Origin of the sequence: Roseiconus lacunae (assembly GCF_008312935.1) — a bacterium.
Taxonomy (GTDB): Bacteria; Planctomycetota; Planctomycetia; order Pirellulales; family Pirellulaceae; genus Stieleria; species Stieleria lacunae.
In genome coordinates this window covers 604,604-621,249 of the sequence record NZ_VSZO01000001.1, presented here as the reverse complement: position 1 = coordinate 621,249, position 16,646 = coordinate 604,604, and the positions used below count along the sequence as shown (strand labels likewise).

General features: G+C 57.0%; 11 protein-coding genes. 9 read left to right on the top strand and 2 right to left on the bottom strand.

From position 1 onward, the window contains the following. Positions 1-90: 90 nt before the first annotated feature. Complete coding sequence (locus FYC48_RS02065) at positions 91-1,368, bottom strand: glucuronyl esterase domain-containing protein (RefSeq protein ID WP_235034026.1); 1,278 nt, start codon at positions 1,366-1,368, stop codon at positions 91-93. A 428-nt stretch (positions 1,369-1,796) separates the two neighbouring features. Between FYC48_RS02065 and FYC48_RS02060 the strand changes: the two genes are divergently transcribed. From FYC48_RS02060 to FYC48_RS02045, 4 genes are all read left to right on the top strand, one after another. After that, positions 1,797-2,657, top strand: coding sequence for a GYF domain-containing protein (locus tag FYC48_RS02060; protein ID WP_149495026.1), 861 nt, complete (start codon positions 1,797-1,799; stop codon positions 2,655-2,657). Between the two features lie 154 nt (positions 2,658-2,811). Next, the gene (locus tag FYC48_RS02055; RefSeq protein ID WP_149495025.1) at positions 2,812-3,363 is read left to right on the top strand and encodes a hypothetical protein; all 552 of its coding nucleotides are present in this window, start codon (positions 2,812-2,814) and stop codon (positions 3,361-3,363) included. Between the two features lie 341 nt (positions 3,364-3,704). Beyond that, entirely contained in the window at positions 3,705-5,213 is a 1,509-nt protein-coding gene (locus FYC48_RS02050) for a hypothetical protein (RefSeq protein ID WP_149495024.1), read from the top strand. A 37-nt stretch (positions 5,214-5,250) separates the two neighbouring features. Continuing rightward, complete coding sequence (locus FYC48_RS02045) at positions 5,251-6,012, top strand: CPBP family glutamic-type intramembrane protease (RefSeq protein ID WP_149495023.1); 762 nt, start codon at positions 5,251-5,253, stop codon at positions 6,010-6,012. Between the two features lie 490 nt (positions 6,013-6,502). On the opposite strand, the gene FYC48_RS02040 is transcribed toward FYC48_RS02045, so the two are convergent. Further along, a complete protein-coding gene (locus FYC48_RS02040) occupies positions 6,503-9,100 on the bottom strand; it encodes a CehA/McbA family metallohydrolase (RefSeq protein WP_149495022.1) in 2,598 nt (865 codons plus the stop codon). Between the two features lie 262 nt (positions 9,101-9,362). On the opposite strand from FYC48_RS02040, the gene FYC48_RS02035 reads away from it, so the two are divergent. From FYC48_RS02035 to FYC48_RS02015, 5 genes are all read left to right on the top strand, one after another. Further along, positions 9,363-10,385, top strand: a complete 1,023-nt coding sequence (locus tag FYC48_RS02035) for a zinc-dependent alcohol dehydrogenase family protein (RefSeq protein ID WP_149495021.1) — start codon at positions 9,363-9,365, stop codon at positions 10,383-10,385. 157 nt (positions 10,386-10,542) lie between these two features. Then, positions 10,543-13,491, top strand: coding sequence for a DUF1553 domain-containing protein (locus tag FYC48_RS02030; protein ID WP_200836514.1), 2,949 nt, complete (start codon positions 10,543-10,545; stop codon positions 13,489-13,491). Positions 13,492-13,500: 9 nt separating this feature from the next. Beyond that, positions 13,501-14,919, top strand: coding sequence for a DUF1501 domain-containing protein (locus FYC48_RS02025; protein WP_149495019.1), 1,419 nt, complete (start codon positions 13,501-13,503; stop codon positions 14,917-14,919). 198 nt (positions 14,920-15,117) lie between these two features. After that, positions 15,118-15,573 (top strand): GntR family transcriptional regulator, encoded by a 456-nt coding sequence (locus FYC48_RS02020; protein WP_149495018.1) that lies wholly within the window; start codon positions 15,118-15,120, stop codon positions 15,571-15,573. A gap of 1 nt (position 15,574) precedes the next feature. Continuing rightward, positions 15,575-16,516 (top strand): ABC transporter ATP-binding protein, encoded by a 942-nt coding sequence (locus tag FYC48_RS02015; protein WP_149495017.1) that lies wholly within the window; start codon positions 15,575-15,577, stop codon positions 16,514-16,516. The last annotated feature ends 130 nt before the right edge of the window (positions 16,517-16,646 follow it).

Sequence of the window (16,646 nt, the reverse complement as noted above, 5' to 3'; positions counted from 1 at the left end):
CCACTCGGTACTTTCCAAGCCAGCGCCTTCCTTGGTCGCGCTCTCGCGGGCAATGCACTGGATTGCCTGCTCGCTTTGAGCTGTCTTGGATTAAGGTTGGAGGTGCCGTTTTGCGAACTGGATGTACTGCTGCCAATCGAAATCTTTCACGTCGTGTTTACCTTCGCGGACGTGATAGCCGATGGTTCCCTGCACGCTGTTGCCGACAGTTGGCATTGATGTTGTCGGCAATCCTTCTTTGCCCAGAAGCTTGTAAACCGGATCGGCGTGGACGCATGAAAGGAATTCACCCTTGGGGTCCGCCCACCGATCCTCGACCGCACTGGCGACATACAGCGGTCGTGGGGCGATCAATGCCAACAACACATGATTGTCGAACGGCATTGTGTCTTCTTTATTGTTGTACTTTGTAAAGTTGCTACAGAACCAATGCGGAAATGACGTGTTGATCCGCCATAGTGTTTCGCCGTATTGGCGACGCGATAGGGCGGCGCCACCACAGCCCGAATTGTTGGAAATCACCAATGCGAAACGCGGATCAGAGGCTCCCGCCCACAGACTGGTTTTTCCTAATCGCGAATGACCGATGACGGCGATCCGATTTGCGTCGACCTCGTCAACTGTTTCCAAAACATCGACGACGCGGCTAAGGGCCCACGCCCAGGTGGCGATTGAGCCGGCTTCGTCCGCTATTGGGGGCCCGAGAACCGCATGGACTCCGTTTTGAAATCCATCGTCGTAATCGGGATCGACGTCACCGTAGTACAGCGTGACTAGACCAAATCCGGCGTCGACAATTCGTTCGATAGCCCATCGTGAAGCATTCGCACCACGATCAGATTCCTTTGCCTTGTGATCATCTGTCTTACGCATCCAACCGGACGGCAGTTTGATCGCGGGGTGATCGAAAACCGTGTGATTGCCACCGAAGTTGTATCCCATGAAGACCGGCACCGCAGTTTCTTTGGCTTTCACCGGCAAGAACATTGCGACCTCAATCGGTTGCTCGGCGATGGTCAGTGTCATCTGCCGCAGGAATCCCTTGCCGCCAAGAATTTCGACCTCCGGTGCGGTGTTTGCGACTGTGATATTACCGCCGGCTTCGGCCGCCGGTCCGCGTCCGAACATTTCGCGTGACAACAGGTCCAACCATTCGGCGCGTTTCGCCGGCCAATCCTTGGCGTGCGAGACGCCACCGAGCACGTCGGGCAAAGTGTATGACGGGATTTTGGATTCGTCGTAATTGGCGACGAAACGCTTTGCCGGTGGATCTTGGGCGATGACCGAAGACGCCAGGCAGACCATTGGTGTCAAGAAAAGGCAGCAGACAAGTTTCGGGGGCGTAAATCCGATCGTTTTCATGATCATGCTGAATCCAAGGGGGGAGGGTGCGGGCTGGGGACTTAATTTGCGTCAAAGTCGATGCCAATGATTCCAAGGCCAGTGAGTCAATCCGCGGCGTCACTCCAGCCCGGTGTCACTTAAACGCGGGGGGGGTGGGGCCATTCTCCGTGACTGCGGCGACGGATTCAAGTGAATCGATGGGCGGTGGCGGGGGGCTGACCGCTGTCTCCTGGAATGGTTGTAATCGCCACAACGCCCCAGTCTGCCTTGATTGGCCAAGTTTGCCTTGGTTGGCAGCATCGATCTGCTGTGAAAAACGGCCAATTTCTTGGCTATAATGTAGCAACGGCTATAATCGTGAAGCGAGAACGAAGTGTACGCCACGTGCGCGGTTTCGCGATGATCACGGGGCCGTAACGCCCCACTCCTCTTCTCGACGCCAAAAAGATCCGATGGGAATCCGTTTCGCTTGTCATGCCTGTGGAAAGCCACTGAACATCAAGAACGAATTGGCGGGGCGTCGAGGGGTCTGTCCGAAATGCAAGGAACGGTTCCGGATTCCCGAGTCGGACGCCAAGATTTCCTTGCCGCTTGAGGAGCAGCACCAAGCTGTCCACGAGCAGGATGAAACGCGCGAGAACCGTTCGGCTGGACTTTCGGAGGGCGTTTCGACTGGCCAAGCCTACGCCGGCGAACAGCAATCGGCGGTCGCGACCCTGCCGCGAACACAAACGGCGGTGAAGGCTGCACCGACTCAGGCCGCGTTGTCTCGCCCCACACCGGTTCCCACCGCAAAACCGAACTCAGCGAAAACGAAACCGAATTCGCAGTCTCCGGCCCCGCAGCCCTCTGTGGACAACGCTCCGGATATCCTCAGCGGCGACGATCCGGCGACGTGGTATGTTCGTCCGCCGAGCGGTGGGCAGTACGGGCCCGCTGAAACTAGTGTCCTCCGCGACTGGATCGACGAAGGGCGTGTCGCCAAGTCGGCGCTGCTATGGCGAGATGGCTGGCCCCAGTGGCGTGAGGCGGCCGAGGTGTTACCGGAGATCGCCGAGCGTTTGCCCGGGGCGGTGAACGTGGGGCAAACCGGTGGTGCGCAGTCGACCGCGCAGGGCGCCGCGCTAGGCAAAACGAAATCGATCGCGGCGGAGAAGACCAGCCCGCTGGATCCGTCGCTGGCGGGAACGGCGAAGATCGGGGCCGCCCGCCGCAAGCGGGCCAATCAGCGGATGACGTTGGTCGCCGTTTTGGGGGCCTTGGTGGTCGGCTTGATTGTGACGCTGGTTCTCGTCGCTTCGGCGGGATCGTAGCGTCTGCTCCGTCTCTATCGATTGGTTTGCATTTGTACCGGCTCTCCGGGTTCGTTTGGGGCACCCAATTCGTCTTCGCTGCCCAATCAGCTACAGTAATTCTATTGTAGAGCTGACTGCCTCACCCATTTACAACTTCTGTGGAGCTTTCGAGATGTTGCGTTCGTCGCGTTTGACTGCCTGTCTGGCCGCTGTTTCTGTCGCGCTGTTGTCACTCGGTGCCGGCCGAAGTGTCGCCGAAGAAGCGACTTCGGTCGACGTCCTAGGCAAAGCGAAGATGTCGGTCCCCAGTGAGTTTAAGAAATCAGAGAAGAAGTCTCGGATCATCGAGCATGAGTTCAAGGTCGGCGAAGACGAGAAGGCCGCTCGTTTGACAATGATGCGAGCCGGTGGTGGAGTTCAACCCAACATCAAACGTTGGAAGGGCCAATTTTCGGGTGGCAAAGAAGAAGATCAAAAGACCGAAACCTTCAAGGCGGGACCGTTCGAAGTCCACTTGATCGATGTCGCCGGCACATTCGCCGAATCGATGGGCGGAGGCCCGTTCTTTGGCGGCAAAACCGTGCAACGCGAAAACTATGCGATGGTCGGCGCGATTTTCGAAAGCGAAGACCGGTTGTACTTCGCCAAGATGGTCGGCCCCGCCGAAACCATCAAAGCGAACCGAGAGAAGTTCGTCGAAATGGCGAAGTCGGTCGGGAAGTAAAGGCAACAACCGCTGAAGACACCTTTTGAAGTTGCGTTTCTCCTTCGGTATTCCGATTCTCAAGTTTTTGGGACCGGAGCGACAAACGCGCCGTTTTGATCAGCCGTCGGCGATCGCCCCGGGACTCTGCGGTCACGCTGGCTCGTGCCCGCTTCACAGCCCGCATCATGGTTCGTTTGTCGCCCGCTGCTAGCAACGATGGCTCCCTTTTCACCGCCCCGACGCGACTCTCCCACTCGGAGAGCAAGATTTATCACACGCGATATCGAGCGAGATACGTTTAGTTCGGCGTCAATCACTTCGCTAAAAACGCAACTTCAAAACATACGCAGGAAGCCGCTATGAATATTCAGAGTCTGTTAGAGCATCATGGGATCGTTCGCAATCCCTTTGCCGAAGAAGACGCGCAAACGGATCAAGTGTTCAAAGAGCACTGCATCGCCAACGCCTACCATCCCGTCTGGGACAAGGTCTACGGCGATCCCAAAGAACCATCAACCGCCATGGTCTTCGGTCCCAAGGGTTCGGGAAAGACCGCAATGCGATTGCAGATTTTGCGGCATCTGAAAAAGTTCAACCAAGAAAATCCCGGCGAACGTGTTTTCACGATCGCCTATGACGATTTCAATCCGTTCCTCGATCATTTCAGCGAACGACTGAGTCGACGCACCGCCCGCAAGCCCGAGCGTGTACTGAAGGAATGGAAGCTGTGGGATCACATGGATTCCATCCTTTGCTTGGGTGTGACGAAGCTTGTCGATCAGATCTTAAAACCCGATCAGGTCCCTGATGGGATCGACGGACCAGCACTCGCACAACTGGATCATAACGATCGCCGCGATCTGCTGTTGTTGGCCGCTTGCTACGACCAAAGCAGCGATGGCGCGTTCGTCGAACGATGGAATTCGTTTCGGCGAAAGCTGGGCTACAACAATTTGTCGACGCACTTTAGTTGTTGGTTCGCCTGCGTCTGGTGCGCCGTGGTTTTGGTGGCGTTTTTGTACTTGATCTTCACCAGTTCTGGCGGGGTTGATGAAGCCGGCAACGCGGTGCGTTCGATCTGGGATTATCTTTGGTTGGCGCCGGTGTTGATGTTGATCGGGTCGGGGCCGTACCTGATCCGGTTTGCAAAAACAGCGTGGGCTGCCTTTCAAATTCGGCGCCATATGCGTGTCGGTCGACGCGAAATGGGAATCGTGCGCAAAGTCCTTCATTCCATTCCGGCGAAGGAATTGGCAAGCCAACCGCTACCGCGTTTCGACCGCACCGACGATCGATATGAATTGCTCAACAAGTTCCAATCAGTACTATCTCGCTTAGGGTACGCCGGGACTGTCGTGCTACTCGACCGCGTCGACGAACCCCACATGACCGGTGGAAAAGTCGAATTGATGCGATTGTTCGTTTGGCCGCTGCTGGACAACAAGCTGCTCAAGCATCCTGGCATCGGATTCAAACTGATGCTGCCTCAAGATTTGTATCGCGACATGGAGCGTGAATCGCGCGACTTCCACGAACGAGCTCGTTTGGATAAGCAAAACGTGATTCCCATGTTCCAGTGGACAGGTGAGTCGCTGTATGACTTGGCCCGCGCCCGCATGATGGCGTGTGCCCAGCCGGGGCAGCCGCCCGAGCCCAAGGATCTCTTCGCCGATCTTGAGTACTCGCGGATGATCAGTGCGTTTCATTCGCTGCGAGTCCCGCGGCATCTATTTCGATTCCTCTATCGGGTGCTGGTTGATCACTGCAACCGCTACACCGATGCCAATCCGGAATTCAAAATCAAGGCCGAGACATTCGAAACGGCGCTGGCAGTTTACAGCCGCGAAGTTGAGTCACCGACGCTGTGATTACGCTCTTTGGAAACGATCTGCTGGGATCTGAGCGGTGAGTAAGACGAAGAGCGAACAACGTCCCGTCGGTTCACCTTCCCCGGCCGATTCGTGGGCGTCCAAGGCATCAATGATCATTCCCTTGATGCTGTTTTTCATCCTGGGCATGCTGGTCAACACCGAGCCGCTTGTGGATGATCAGTCGATCAATCCATCCGCCTACATGGGATTGGTCGCGGGGCGTGTCGTGTTGATGCTCGCAGCGTTTGCTTGGTTTTCTCGCGAGATTGTCCGGCAATTTCCATTGGTCATCGACCGCTGGGGCTGGATCATCGGCGTTGTCGGCGCGGTGGTTTGGATCGGAATTTGCGAGCTGGGAATTGAACGCCAAATTCTTCGAGGGCTGTCAGTTTCCGACAATTGGCTGCCAGCTCGTGAGGGGGTCGATCCGTTTGCGGCCTATGCCACGGGGGTTCCGTTGGCAGGCTTTTTGCTAGCGAGGTTTATTTTGCTGGCGTTTTGCGTCCCGATTGCCGAAGAGCTTTTTCTGCGTGGATTCCTGATGCGATCGGTCGAGGCGGAGAACTGGACCGAGCTGCCGATTGGCAAAATCGGTCGTCGAGGGGTGATCGCGGCTACCGTTTACGCGGTCGCAACGCATCCCGGTGAAATCATCGCGGCAGTGGTTTGGTTTTCAATGGTCACGGCGTTGATGTTCCGTAGCGGTAAGTTTTGGAACTGCGTTGTGGCCCACGGGGTGACCAATTTGCTGCTGGGGATCTACGTTTGCTACGCAAGTGCGTGGTATCTGTGGTGAGGATTGGCGTGGTGCGAGAATTGGTGATCTGGGACGGATTGCGACTCATTTCGCCTTGTCTTGGCGACGTAATCTGCTACTCTCTGGGGCCCGACCGAGGACCTAGCTTGATTGAACGCTGGGTTGAACAAGATTAATAACTGAGTTTGTCGCGTTTGGCGGCATCAACGCATTGGAGATTTGACTGGGTGGGTACCAAGAAAACTGGAAAAGGGCGGCGTAAGGTAGGTCGTAAGAAACGACGGATGCGTAGCAAGATCCGTCACCGCAAGAAATAATTTCTTGCTGGTGCCTGCTGCACCACTCTCATTAACGATCAAGAGCCGCCGATGTCCGTTCCGATGGGCATCGGCTTGTTTTGTTGGCTGACGCAAGCCGCCGCCGGATCACGCGGCCTTCTTTCGCGCACCGTTGTCAAATTGCAAAGTTCTCTTTGCAATTGGCAATTTACTCAGCGGCCAGCCATTGAGTTCAGGCTGCCCTTTCGTGATCAGTGCTCGTGATCATGCGGATGTTCATGATCGTGGTGATGATGGTGCGGCACTTGCTTTGGCAGTGGCAGTCCAAGTTCGTCATGGTTGTGGTCAAAGCCATTTCCATCGAGATCGACGAACACGGGATTGCTGACGGCGATCGGTGCCCGTTTGCCATAGCTTGGGCCCATTACCTTTTCCATCGTCATCCCTTCCCCGATGGTTGCCACGATCACGTGGGCATCCGAATCGAGTTCGAGGTCGAAGTAGGAATCGAACTTCATCACCGAATCGGACTCACCGAACTGATCGGGGTGTGACTTGCGTGTCCGATTATGCGTTTCCGCCAGGCGTCCGTTGATCACGATCTGAACACGGTTGACGTCCAGCCAATTGGGGCACTGAACCGCCACGTGGACCCTTACCTTGCCATCTTTGGCGATGAGGTCATCCCCTGGGATCGCGACCTTATCGACCGACTTGCTGGTGGCCTTGACGGTCATGTAAGGGCCCGTCGACATGATGATGTGCCCCGCTTCGGCCTGGCGTACCATTTCATCGATGGAAATTTTGGCGGGATCATCGGTGCTCGAGGCAAACCAGTTCCTTCTCCAGCCGCTCCCGTGGTGATTGTAGTGCGCGTCGGTATTGATCACGCCGGGAATGCGATAGCCTTGGTTGAGAAGTTGCATCCACTGGAATAGCGGAATGCGCATTTCGCGGACGTTCGGCGGCGACAAAGCGACGTCATCAAAGATCGTTTGGAGCGGATGGACTTCGATAACGTCGGTCCACTTGAGCATCTTACGAAAGCCTTCGTCCGGTTTGCCGTCGACATCCAAGTCGCCATAGATTTGATGCAAGTTGGGGTGATTCATCTGGACGACTTTGTCCGATCCATCGTCCCACATCGCGATGCGTTCAATTTGCACGACCGGATTGGCATCGGCACGCGGGCCGCCGCCGTTTTGAGTGTGGGGAACGTGCCGAAGCGGGAACGAGTTTTGGTGGTTCACCGGAAGCGGCCGCCCGGTCACTTCCATACCGCTGCACGTTGCCATTGCGTCTTCCATGCCCATCGCACGCAGGTGTGGTACATAGCTACTGATCCGAGCATGTTCGGTGCAGGGGGCGAATTCGAGATGTTCGCACAGTAAGTTTTCGACGCGACCGTATTGATCCGACGTGTTGTCACCGGAGGGGCTGCTGTGACTGTGCAGTTCGGCGCTGACCCAGCCGCTGGAGTCGACCACGCGAAGCAACTGAACGTCGATTGTCTCGGTCTGGTTCGGTTTGATTTCGATCTTCCGTGACTCGCTATTGAACTCCGGGCCGTGGCTGAAATGAACGTCGTAGTTTCCCGCCGCGATCGGTACCAACATCGAACCGCTCACCGCATAGACGGTGTTGCGCACAAATGTCCGGGTGCTGTCGGGGCCAAAATCTGGGTTGTTGGCGTTTTCTTCATCGCCACCGATCGCATAGATCGTCGCCTTGACCGGAATTCGATTGCCTTCGCCGTCGGTCGCGACTGCGGCAAAGCCGCTGAAGCCATCGAGATTCAGGATTGTGGTGGTCGCTTCGTCGCCCCACGAAACACTCTGCTCCTTCGTTTCGTATCCGGGAGCTTTGACGACGACGCGATAATCGCCGGCAGGTGCGCGGAGTTTGGCGACACCTTCGTCGTCGGTCTGAATCGATTCACGATCCCCAGCATCGTTTCCAGCGGTGTCGTTCCCAGCGGCAGTGATTTGAACGGTCGCGCGGCGAACAAATGCGGTGGTCTGGTCGTCATCAACCGGGGCATCCGTGAGGACTTGAATCGTTCGCAGCGGAATCACTTTCGAAGCGACAACGGCTCGAAGGTCGGTGATGCTGGTCGCCGGATAGATCTTGACGCTCCAGCGAATCCCATCGTCGGAAAGGTCGATTTGAGACTTCGAGTAGCGCAGTTCTTTACTGCGTGAGCTTTTCGATTTCCAGCGTAGCGGCTGATCTGACTTGGCAGACTGAAAGCCGATGGCCGATCGAAAGAACGTGTCTTGGGCGACGGCCAATTGGTCGACTTCGGTCAACCGAAAGGTACGATCGGCACGAAGCATGTCGCGTGGCTCGACCTTGGCTGCTTTGTCACCGCGAATCGAAATCGAAGCCGATACATACGGGTCGCCGTCGGCAAGTTCGTACCGCACGGTGGCTTCGGTTCCGTCACCGGCGACGGCGTTGGAGGAAACGCAGCTCCAATAGACGGTGTCGCCTTCGCGTCCGACGTCGACTTTCGCAGGGTCGAAGAATTGGTAGCGAAGTGCGGCCGGAATGTAAGCGCTGAGCTGATCGTTCGACGCGTCGTTGACGGCCAGGTCAAGGATCGATGCTCCGATTTCACGAACGGTCAAATTCGCATCTCGGGTTGCGATCGGTGCCGCGATGGTTAGCGAAATCTTGTCATTGGTCATCAAGTAATCGCCGTAGATCCAGTCGACTTCCTTGCCTTCGATCTTCGGTTCGAATTCAGGGTAGATGACGCGAATGTCCGCGGCGACCGCCGGAAGCGACAATAAAACGGTGAAGGCCCAGGCTGTGAGCGGAACATGATGTCGTGACAATGAACGCATGGTTTGACCAATTGGGGTGTCGAAAGAGGCAGAGACCAGAGGAATCAAAAGGCCTAGCGGAGGGGTTGGCTGGGTGGCATGATGCAGGCACTACATGGTGCAGACGCGTCGTTGTCGAGACGCGATGATCGTTAAACCGCGGCACAATACCGCAATTCAATCGCGGTGGACCGGGGGGCCTCCGAAGCTGCGAGGTCATTTCACCCATTGTTCAACTAATCTTAAAAATGCCTCGTGAGAACGCGGTGAGGATGTCAGCCAAATGAGAAGTTATCACATCACCGGTCCTGGGGGGCTGAAATCTCTCACCGAGGTTCAAGCCGATGAACCGGAAATCGGTCCGTTTGATGTGCTCGTCGAAATGAAAGCCTGGTCGATGAATTACCGTGACCTCGCGATGCCCTATGGCGGCTATGTCGGTAACGACAAAGTCAAACGCAACCCACCGATGGTCCCTCTTTCGGACGGTTCGGGCGAGGTGGTCGCGGTCGGGAAGTCAGTCGATCGATTTAAGGTCGGGGATCGTGTTGCCGGGGCTTTCTTTCAAAAATGGCTCGACGGCGAATTGACGGCCGAGCAGATCGGTTCGGCACTCGGCGGGGCAATCGATGGGGTCCTGGCCGAACGCGTCGCCTTTCATCAAGACGGTTTGGTTTCGATTCCAAAAACTTATTCCTTTGAGCAAGCGGCAACGTTGCCGTGTGCGGCGGTGACCGCATGGCAAGCGCTGACACTGGGCAACCCACGCCCCGGACAAACCGTGCTGATGCTGGGAACGGGCGGCGTCTCGGTCTTTGCCTTGCAATTCGCCAAGGCGTTCGGGATGCGGACGATCATCACGTCCAGCAGCGACGAGAAACTTGAGCGTGCCCGCCAGTTGGGTGCCGATATCACGATCAACTACCGTGAGCACGCGGACTGGGAGCGTGTCGTGGTCGAGCAAACCGACGGAATCGGAGTCGACAATGTGATCGAAGTCGGCGGTGCGGGCACCTTCGAGAAGTCGATCGCGTCGGCCAAAGTCAGCGGGCGTGTCAGCTTGATCGGAGTTCTTACCGGCAACCCCGATCAAAATCCCTCGCCGATGATGGCGTTATTCAAACGCTTGACAGTGCAAGGGATCTATGTCGGTAGCCGCGCGATGTTTGAAGCGATGAACCGCGCAATCGAGGTCAATCAACTACGGCCAGTCATCGACACTCAATTCTCGTTCGATGACGTCCCCGCCGCTTACGAGCATCTCAAGTCGGCGAAGCACTTCGGAAAAATCGTCATCACGAGATAGGTACCGGTGGCTGAATCGGCAGGGCCGGGCGCTTTCAACGCGTTTCCTGCAGCGAGCTCCCCGAGGCGGTATGATAGAGGCCCCCTTCGGACTGCCCAGCCGATCCACTTCCCGCCTATTGAAGCGTTGCCACGTCCTGGCGATGCACCGATCCGTGATGAAAGACACCTTCTTGACGTGGCTTACCGCATTCACGTTCGTTGTCGCCACCGGCGGTTCTCTGGCCGCGGTCGATTTTCAATCCGACGTCGCGCCAATTTTGCGTGAGCACTGCCTGCGATGCCATCGCCCGGGCAACGCCGAGGCAGACCTCTCGATCGAGACCGCCGAGGCGTTGATCGATTCGGAGACGATCATTCCCGGTGATGCCGAAAACAGTTGGCTGGTCGAACTGATTACAGCCGTCGATGGCGCGCGGCCACAGATGCCTGCCGAAGGTGAACCGCTTGACGATTCGCAAATCAATGCAATTCGCCAGTGGATCGACGAAGGGGCGATCTGGCCGGATGATTTTCAGCTCAAGCATCAAGCCAAGGCGGGCGATGACTGGTGGGCCTTCCAACCGTTGGTCGGCGGCGCGGGCGCGAGTATCGATCAGCTGATCGATCAAACGCTGGCGGAAAACAAGCTTTCGCGAAACCCACCGGCGGGAAAGCGGGAACTGATTCGGCGGGCAACGTACGACTTGATCGGGCTGCCGCCGACCGCGGACGAAATCGACGCCTTCTTACAAGACGACTCGCCGGGTGCCTACGAAAAGCTTCTCGACCGCTTGCTCCGGTCGCCCCACTACGGTGAACGATGGGGACGTCATTGGCTGGACGTCGTCCGATTCGGTGAAAGCAACGGATTCGAACGCAACGTCATCATCAACGACTTGTGGCCATTTCGTGATTACGTCATTCGCAGTTTGAACGAAGACAAGCCGTTCGATCGCTTGATCAAAGAACATCTCGCCGGCGACGTGATCAAACCGGACGACCCAGACGTTGTCGTCGGCAGTGCGTTTCTGGTTGCCGGACCCTACGATGATGTCGGCAACCAAGATCCGGTTCAAGCGGCACAGATCCGCGCGAACACAATTGACGAAATGATTCGCGCCAGCAGCGAAGCCTTCCTCGGCTTGACCGTTGGCTGCGCCCGCTGTCATGACCACAAGTTCGATCCGATCACGCAGCATGATTATTACTCGCTCTACAGCACCTTCGCAGGGATCGTTCACGGCCGCGAGGTGTTGGCCAGCCCCGAAGAACGCCAACAACGTGCGGCAAAAGTAAAACCGCTGAACGAACGAAAGACGAAACTGGAAAAGCAGATCCGGGAACTAAATGCTGGCGTTCTACAACGAGCCAACGAGAACCTGGAAAGCTATCGCAAGCATTGGACGCGACCGCCGGTTGACCGAACCGGGACGAAGGAAACGTTCCCCACCGTCACGGCAAAGTTCGTGCGTTTGATTTGTGTTTCGCAAGATGTGAACCCGCCGTCATCGAGTGGTTTCCGCATCGATGAATTTGAGGTTTGGTCGGATACGGACAAGCCACAAAACGTTGCCTTGGCGTCCGCCGGCGGCAAAGCTTACGGCAGTGCCCGCCGAATCGAGGACTTCCCCGATGCGTACGGCCCACAGCTTGCCATCGACGGGCAAACCGGAGCAAGGTTTATTGCAACCGGCCGTGACTTGACGATCGAACTTGCCGAGCCGACGCCGATCAACCGAGTCGTTTTTTCTAGCGCCCGTGGCGAAGACCGTCCCGAACATGGCAAGTTTGTCTTCGTCGCCGACTACCGGATCGAAGTCTCGGGCGATCGTGAAACATGGACCGTCGTTGCGACCGGGGATGACCGCAAGCCGGCGTCCCATGCCGGGGCTAACGGCATCCGCCATCAAAACCATCGACTTTCGATCGCCGCGATCACCGAAGACGAAACGCGCCAGCGACAACAATGGCAACGGGAACTCGATGAAGTCAATCGGGCGTTGGCCGCGATTCCCTCGTTGCCACGCGTTTGGATTGGTAAGCGCGATCAACAAAAAGCGCGCGGGCCGTTCCACGTTTTCCTAGGTGGTAGCCCGCAAAAGAAAGGCGACGCTGTCACCACGGAAAGCCTTGCGGTGATGTCGCTCGGTCATGCCCAGGCAGCCACCGGCTTGCCGGCGTACTCGATGCCCGCCGACGGGAGTGAATCCGAGCGTCGGCTGGCGTTGGCAAGCTGGGTCACCGACTCGAATAACCCGCTAACCCTTCGCGTCCTGGCCAACCGGCTCTGGCACTATCACTTTGGCACCGGCATCGTCGCCACGCCGAGCGATTTTGGCTACATGGGACAGCGTCCTTCTCATCCGGAGTTACTTGACTTCCTTGCCGCTCAGCTTCGTGATCACGATTGGCGAATCAAGCCGATCCACAAGCAAATCATGATGAGTCAAACGTATCGGCAATCTTCGGAGTTTCGCGGGCAAGCCGCCGCGGTCGATGCCGAAAGTCGCTTGCTTTGGCGGTTCCCACCGCAACGTTTGAGCGCCGAAGCGATCCGAGACACGATGTTGCAAGTCAGTGGACGTTGGCAGCGGGCCAATATCATCGATGCAAATACGGTCGCCACGGGCCAGGCCGAAGCACCACATGACCCTTCGCCGGTCCCCGACGGCGGACCAGGTTTTCGGCTCTATCACTTCATGCAAGACAACGTTTGCACCTATGTGCCGCTCGATCAACACGGACCGGAAACTTATCGGCGAGCGGTGTATCACCAGAACGCGCGAGCATCGGTGGTTGACTTGATGACCGAATTTGACCAGCCCGATTGCGCGATGGGAACGCCGCGGCGGGCCGTCACGACCACCCCGCTACAAGCGCTGACGCTATTGAATCATCAGTTCACGCTGGACATGGCCACTGCGATGGCAGAGTCGCTTTCGAAAGCTTGCGAGCAATCAGATATGCAGACCGAAGCACAGGTCGTCCTCGGCTACCGACGCGCGTTCACCCGCCTGCCTGACGAAAACGAAACGCAAGCGGCGATCGACTTCATCGGGCAACACGGGCTGCCCGCGTTTTGCCGAGCCTTGCTGAACGCCAGCGAGTTAATCTACGTCCAATAAAGGCTTCCGATGAACCTGACTGCTCACACAAGACGGCGTTTCCTTGGCAACGTCACCACGGGGTTGGCCGGTATTGGTCTGATGGACCTTTTGGGAGGCCCCGCGCATGCGGCCGGGGGCGGGCAGGTGTCGCCGCATCACACCGCTAAAGCGAAACGGGTGCTGCAGATCTTTTGCCCCGGCGCGGCGTCACACATGGACTTGTGGGAACACAAGCCCATGCTGGAAAAGATGAGCGGCAAGCCGATGCCGGGCGAGGAAAACTTGGTTTCCTTTCAAGGCAAGAACGGAAACTTGATGCAAAGCCCCTGGCCGTTTGTGCCAAGTGGTCAATCCGGCAAGGCGATCAGTTCGATGCTGCCACACATGGCCGAGCATGTCGATGACATCGCGTTCGTGCACTCACTGCACAGCAAGACGAACACGCACGGCCCTGGCTGCGTGTTCATGAATACCGGTCACGACACCGAAGGCTTTCCCGGGGCCGGTGCCTGGGTAAGCTATGCACTCGGCAGCGAGAACGAGAACCTGCCAGCCTATGTCGCGATCCCTGACATTCGCGGTGAACCGCCGAATGGGAAGGCCAATTGGTCCAACGGTTTTCTGCCGGCAAAGTACCAGGCAATCACGCTGAGCGACCAAATGCCAATCCGAAATCTTCGTCGACCCGATTCAGTCGATGTCCAAACAGACCAGGCAACGCGCCGCTTTCTCGATCAAATGAATCGACGATTCGCGGCCGAGAATCCCGCCGAAAGCGAGTTGCAAGCGCGGGTGGAATCCTATTCGCTTGCGGCGCGGATGCAGTTGTCGGCACCGGAGGTTTCTGATCTGTCCGCCGAATCCTCGGCAACGCATCGCCTGTACGGAACGGACGACGAAAACAAGCTGAAGGCCGCCTATGCGCGAAACTGCATGCTCGCCCGGCGATTGCTCGAACGTGGCGTGCGTTACGTGAACCTTTATTGCGCTTCACGAGCTAGTGGCGTCGATGGGTTATTGAATTGGGACGCGCACAAGACGCTGAAGGCCGATTATGAACGCCACTGCCCGGTGTTTGATCAGCCGACCGCGGCGCTGCTATCTGACTTAAAGCAAACCGGGTTGCTTGAGGAAACCTTGGTGCTTTGGACGACCGAGTTCGGCCGCATGCCAACCCATCAACAAGGCACGGTCGGGCGCGACCACAATCCGGATGGCTTTACATGCTGGATGATGGGGGCCGGGGTGAAAGGCGGCGTCAGCTATGGCGCAACCGATGACTTCGGACGCCGGGCGGAGGTAAACCCGACAACGGTTTGGGATTACTACGCCACCGCGCTACATTTGCTCGGATACGACCACGAAAAGCTCACGTGGTATCACAACGGACTCGACCGGCGTTTGACCGATGTGCACGGGCACGTCATCAACGATGTGCTGGCGTAACGGACGCCGCCGAGTCCTCAGTCTAAATCTGTCGTCGACGACTCAGTAGGCAAATCGCTTGCCGGCCGGAGTCGACGACCTCGGGACGGCAATGCTTCGTTTCAGAAAAACTGTCTAAATTTCGTTGACCCAACTGCCGAACCACTGTACTATTTAAATATCACACTGGTTCGCTGACCTCGATACTCAGGTCCGGTCATGTTTTTTTCGATCGATGTCCATAGCGATGTCGCGATTTACCTGCAGCTTGTGCGGCAGGTAAAGTTCGCGGTCGCCGCCGGCACGCTACGCCCGGGGCAGTTATTGCCCAGCGTTCGAGTGCTGAGCAATCAAGTCGCGCTCAATCCCAACACGGTCGCGCGGGCGTTCAATCATTTGCAATCCGACGGGGTGATCGAATCGCTCCGGGGGCGCGGGATGATTGTCCGTGACGACGCCGTGGAGGCTTGTCGCCAGGAGCGTGAGACGGTCTTGGACGAACGCATCGGCGCGGTGCTTTCGGAAGCCTGGAATGCGGGGCTATCCAAGAAACAAATCAAAACGTTTGTGGACGCACACCTGCGTTCGATTTGTGAAACCGAGCCCGCTGTTTTGACATCAGCGTCTGAATCGGGCGACAACGGTCAATCCGAAACACTTGATGGAGCGTCTTGAGATGAGCACTACTTCTGAGAAAGACAACGCAACGCAACCGGTCATCACCACCGACGCCTTGACGATGCATTTTCGCCGCTGCGAGGCGTTAACGGATGTTGATTTGACGATTCGTCCCGGGACCGTGTTCGCCTTGTTGGGTGAAAACGGGGCGGGAAAGACGACGATGATTCGAATCTTGACCGGGTTTCAACAACCGACAAGCGGAAGCTGTACGGTCTGCGGGATCGATCCACAGCGTGAGCCTCAAGCGGTTCGGAAACGGATCGGTTACGTCTCCGACGCCCCCGCGCTTTATGACTGGATGACGGTCGCCCAGATCGGCGGATTCACCGCGTCGTTTTATGACGACCAGTTTTTGCCGGTGTATCAATCCATGATTCGGCGGTATGAAATTCAGCCGGAGCAAAAGATTCGCTTTCTGTCCAAAGGTCAACGCGCCAAGGTCGCTTTGTCGCTGGCGCTCGCGCACGATCCGTCACTTCTGATCATGGACGAACCGACCAGCGGACTTGATCCGAAAGTCCGCCGCAGTTTTCTGGAATCGATGATCGACCGGGCGGCAACGGGGCGAACCGTTTTCTTGTCCAGCCATCAAATCAGCGAAGTCGAGCGGGTCGCGGATACGATTGCGATCCTGCATCACGGCCGAATCCGATTGATGGGTGACCTGAACGAGATTCGCGAGTCGATCCATCAGGTCGTAATCGACACCGATGATCCTTTGCGGGCGATCGCAAAGCTTGGCGAACCGGCAGAGATCTTGATGGAAGAGACTCAAGGCCGCTCACGTCAGTTGTACATCCAAAACCTGGACAACGGGATGATCGATGCACTGAAATCCACACCGGGGGTGACCGACGTTCGCTGCCGACTGGCGACGCTTGAAGAAATCTTCGTGGCCTGCACGACGGCAAGTCCGGAACTTGAGCCCACCGCATAACCGATAAAGCAGAACTGACTGATGGCGGTTTGTTCAACGACAGTTCCCTGTCAAATCAGCGACGTGATTCAAATCACTTGAATTGCAACAACACGAATCCGGGCTTGTCTTTCTTCCCGGTGATCGACGG

Coding starts and splice junctions, on each gene's coding strand:
- FYC48_RS02065 (WP_235034026.1), bottom strand. CDS start 1,368: ATGATCATGAAAACGATCGGATTTACGCCCCCGAAACTTGTCTGCTGC.
- FYC48_RS02015 (WP_149495017.1), top strand. CDS start 15,575: ATGAGCACTACTTCTGAGAAAGACAACGCAACGCAACCGGTCATCACC.
- FYC48_RS02060 (WP_149495026.1), top strand. CDS start 1,797: ATGGGAATCCGTTTCGCTTGTCATGCCTGTGGAAAGCCACTGAACATC.
- FYC48_RS02050 (WP_149495024.1), top strand. CDS start 3,705: ATGAATATTCAGAGTCTGTTAGAGCATCATGGGATCGTTCGCAATCCC.
- FYC48_RS02020 (WP_149495018.1), top strand. CDS start 15,118: ATGTTTTTTTCGATCGATGTCCATAGCGATGTCGCGATTTACCTGCAG.
- FYC48_RS02055 (WP_149495025.1), top strand. CDS start 2,812: ATGTTGCGTTCGTCGCGTTTGACTGCCTGTCTGGCCGCTGTTTCTGTC.
- FYC48_RS02040 (WP_149495022.1), bottom strand. CDS start 9,100: ATGCGTTCATTGTCACGACATCATGTTCCGCTCACAGCCTGGGCCTTC.
- FYC48_RS02035 (WP_149495021.1), top strand. CDS start 9,363: ATGAGAAGTTATCACATCACCGGTCCTGGGGGGCTGAAATCTCTCACC.
- FYC48_RS02030 (WP_200836514.1), top strand. CDS start 10,543: ATGAAAGACACCTTCTTGACGTGGCTTACCGCATTCACGTTCGTTGTC.
- FYC48_RS02025 (WP_149495019.1), top strand. CDS start 13,501: ATGAACCTGACTGCTCACACAAGACGGCGTTTCCTTGGCAACGTCACC.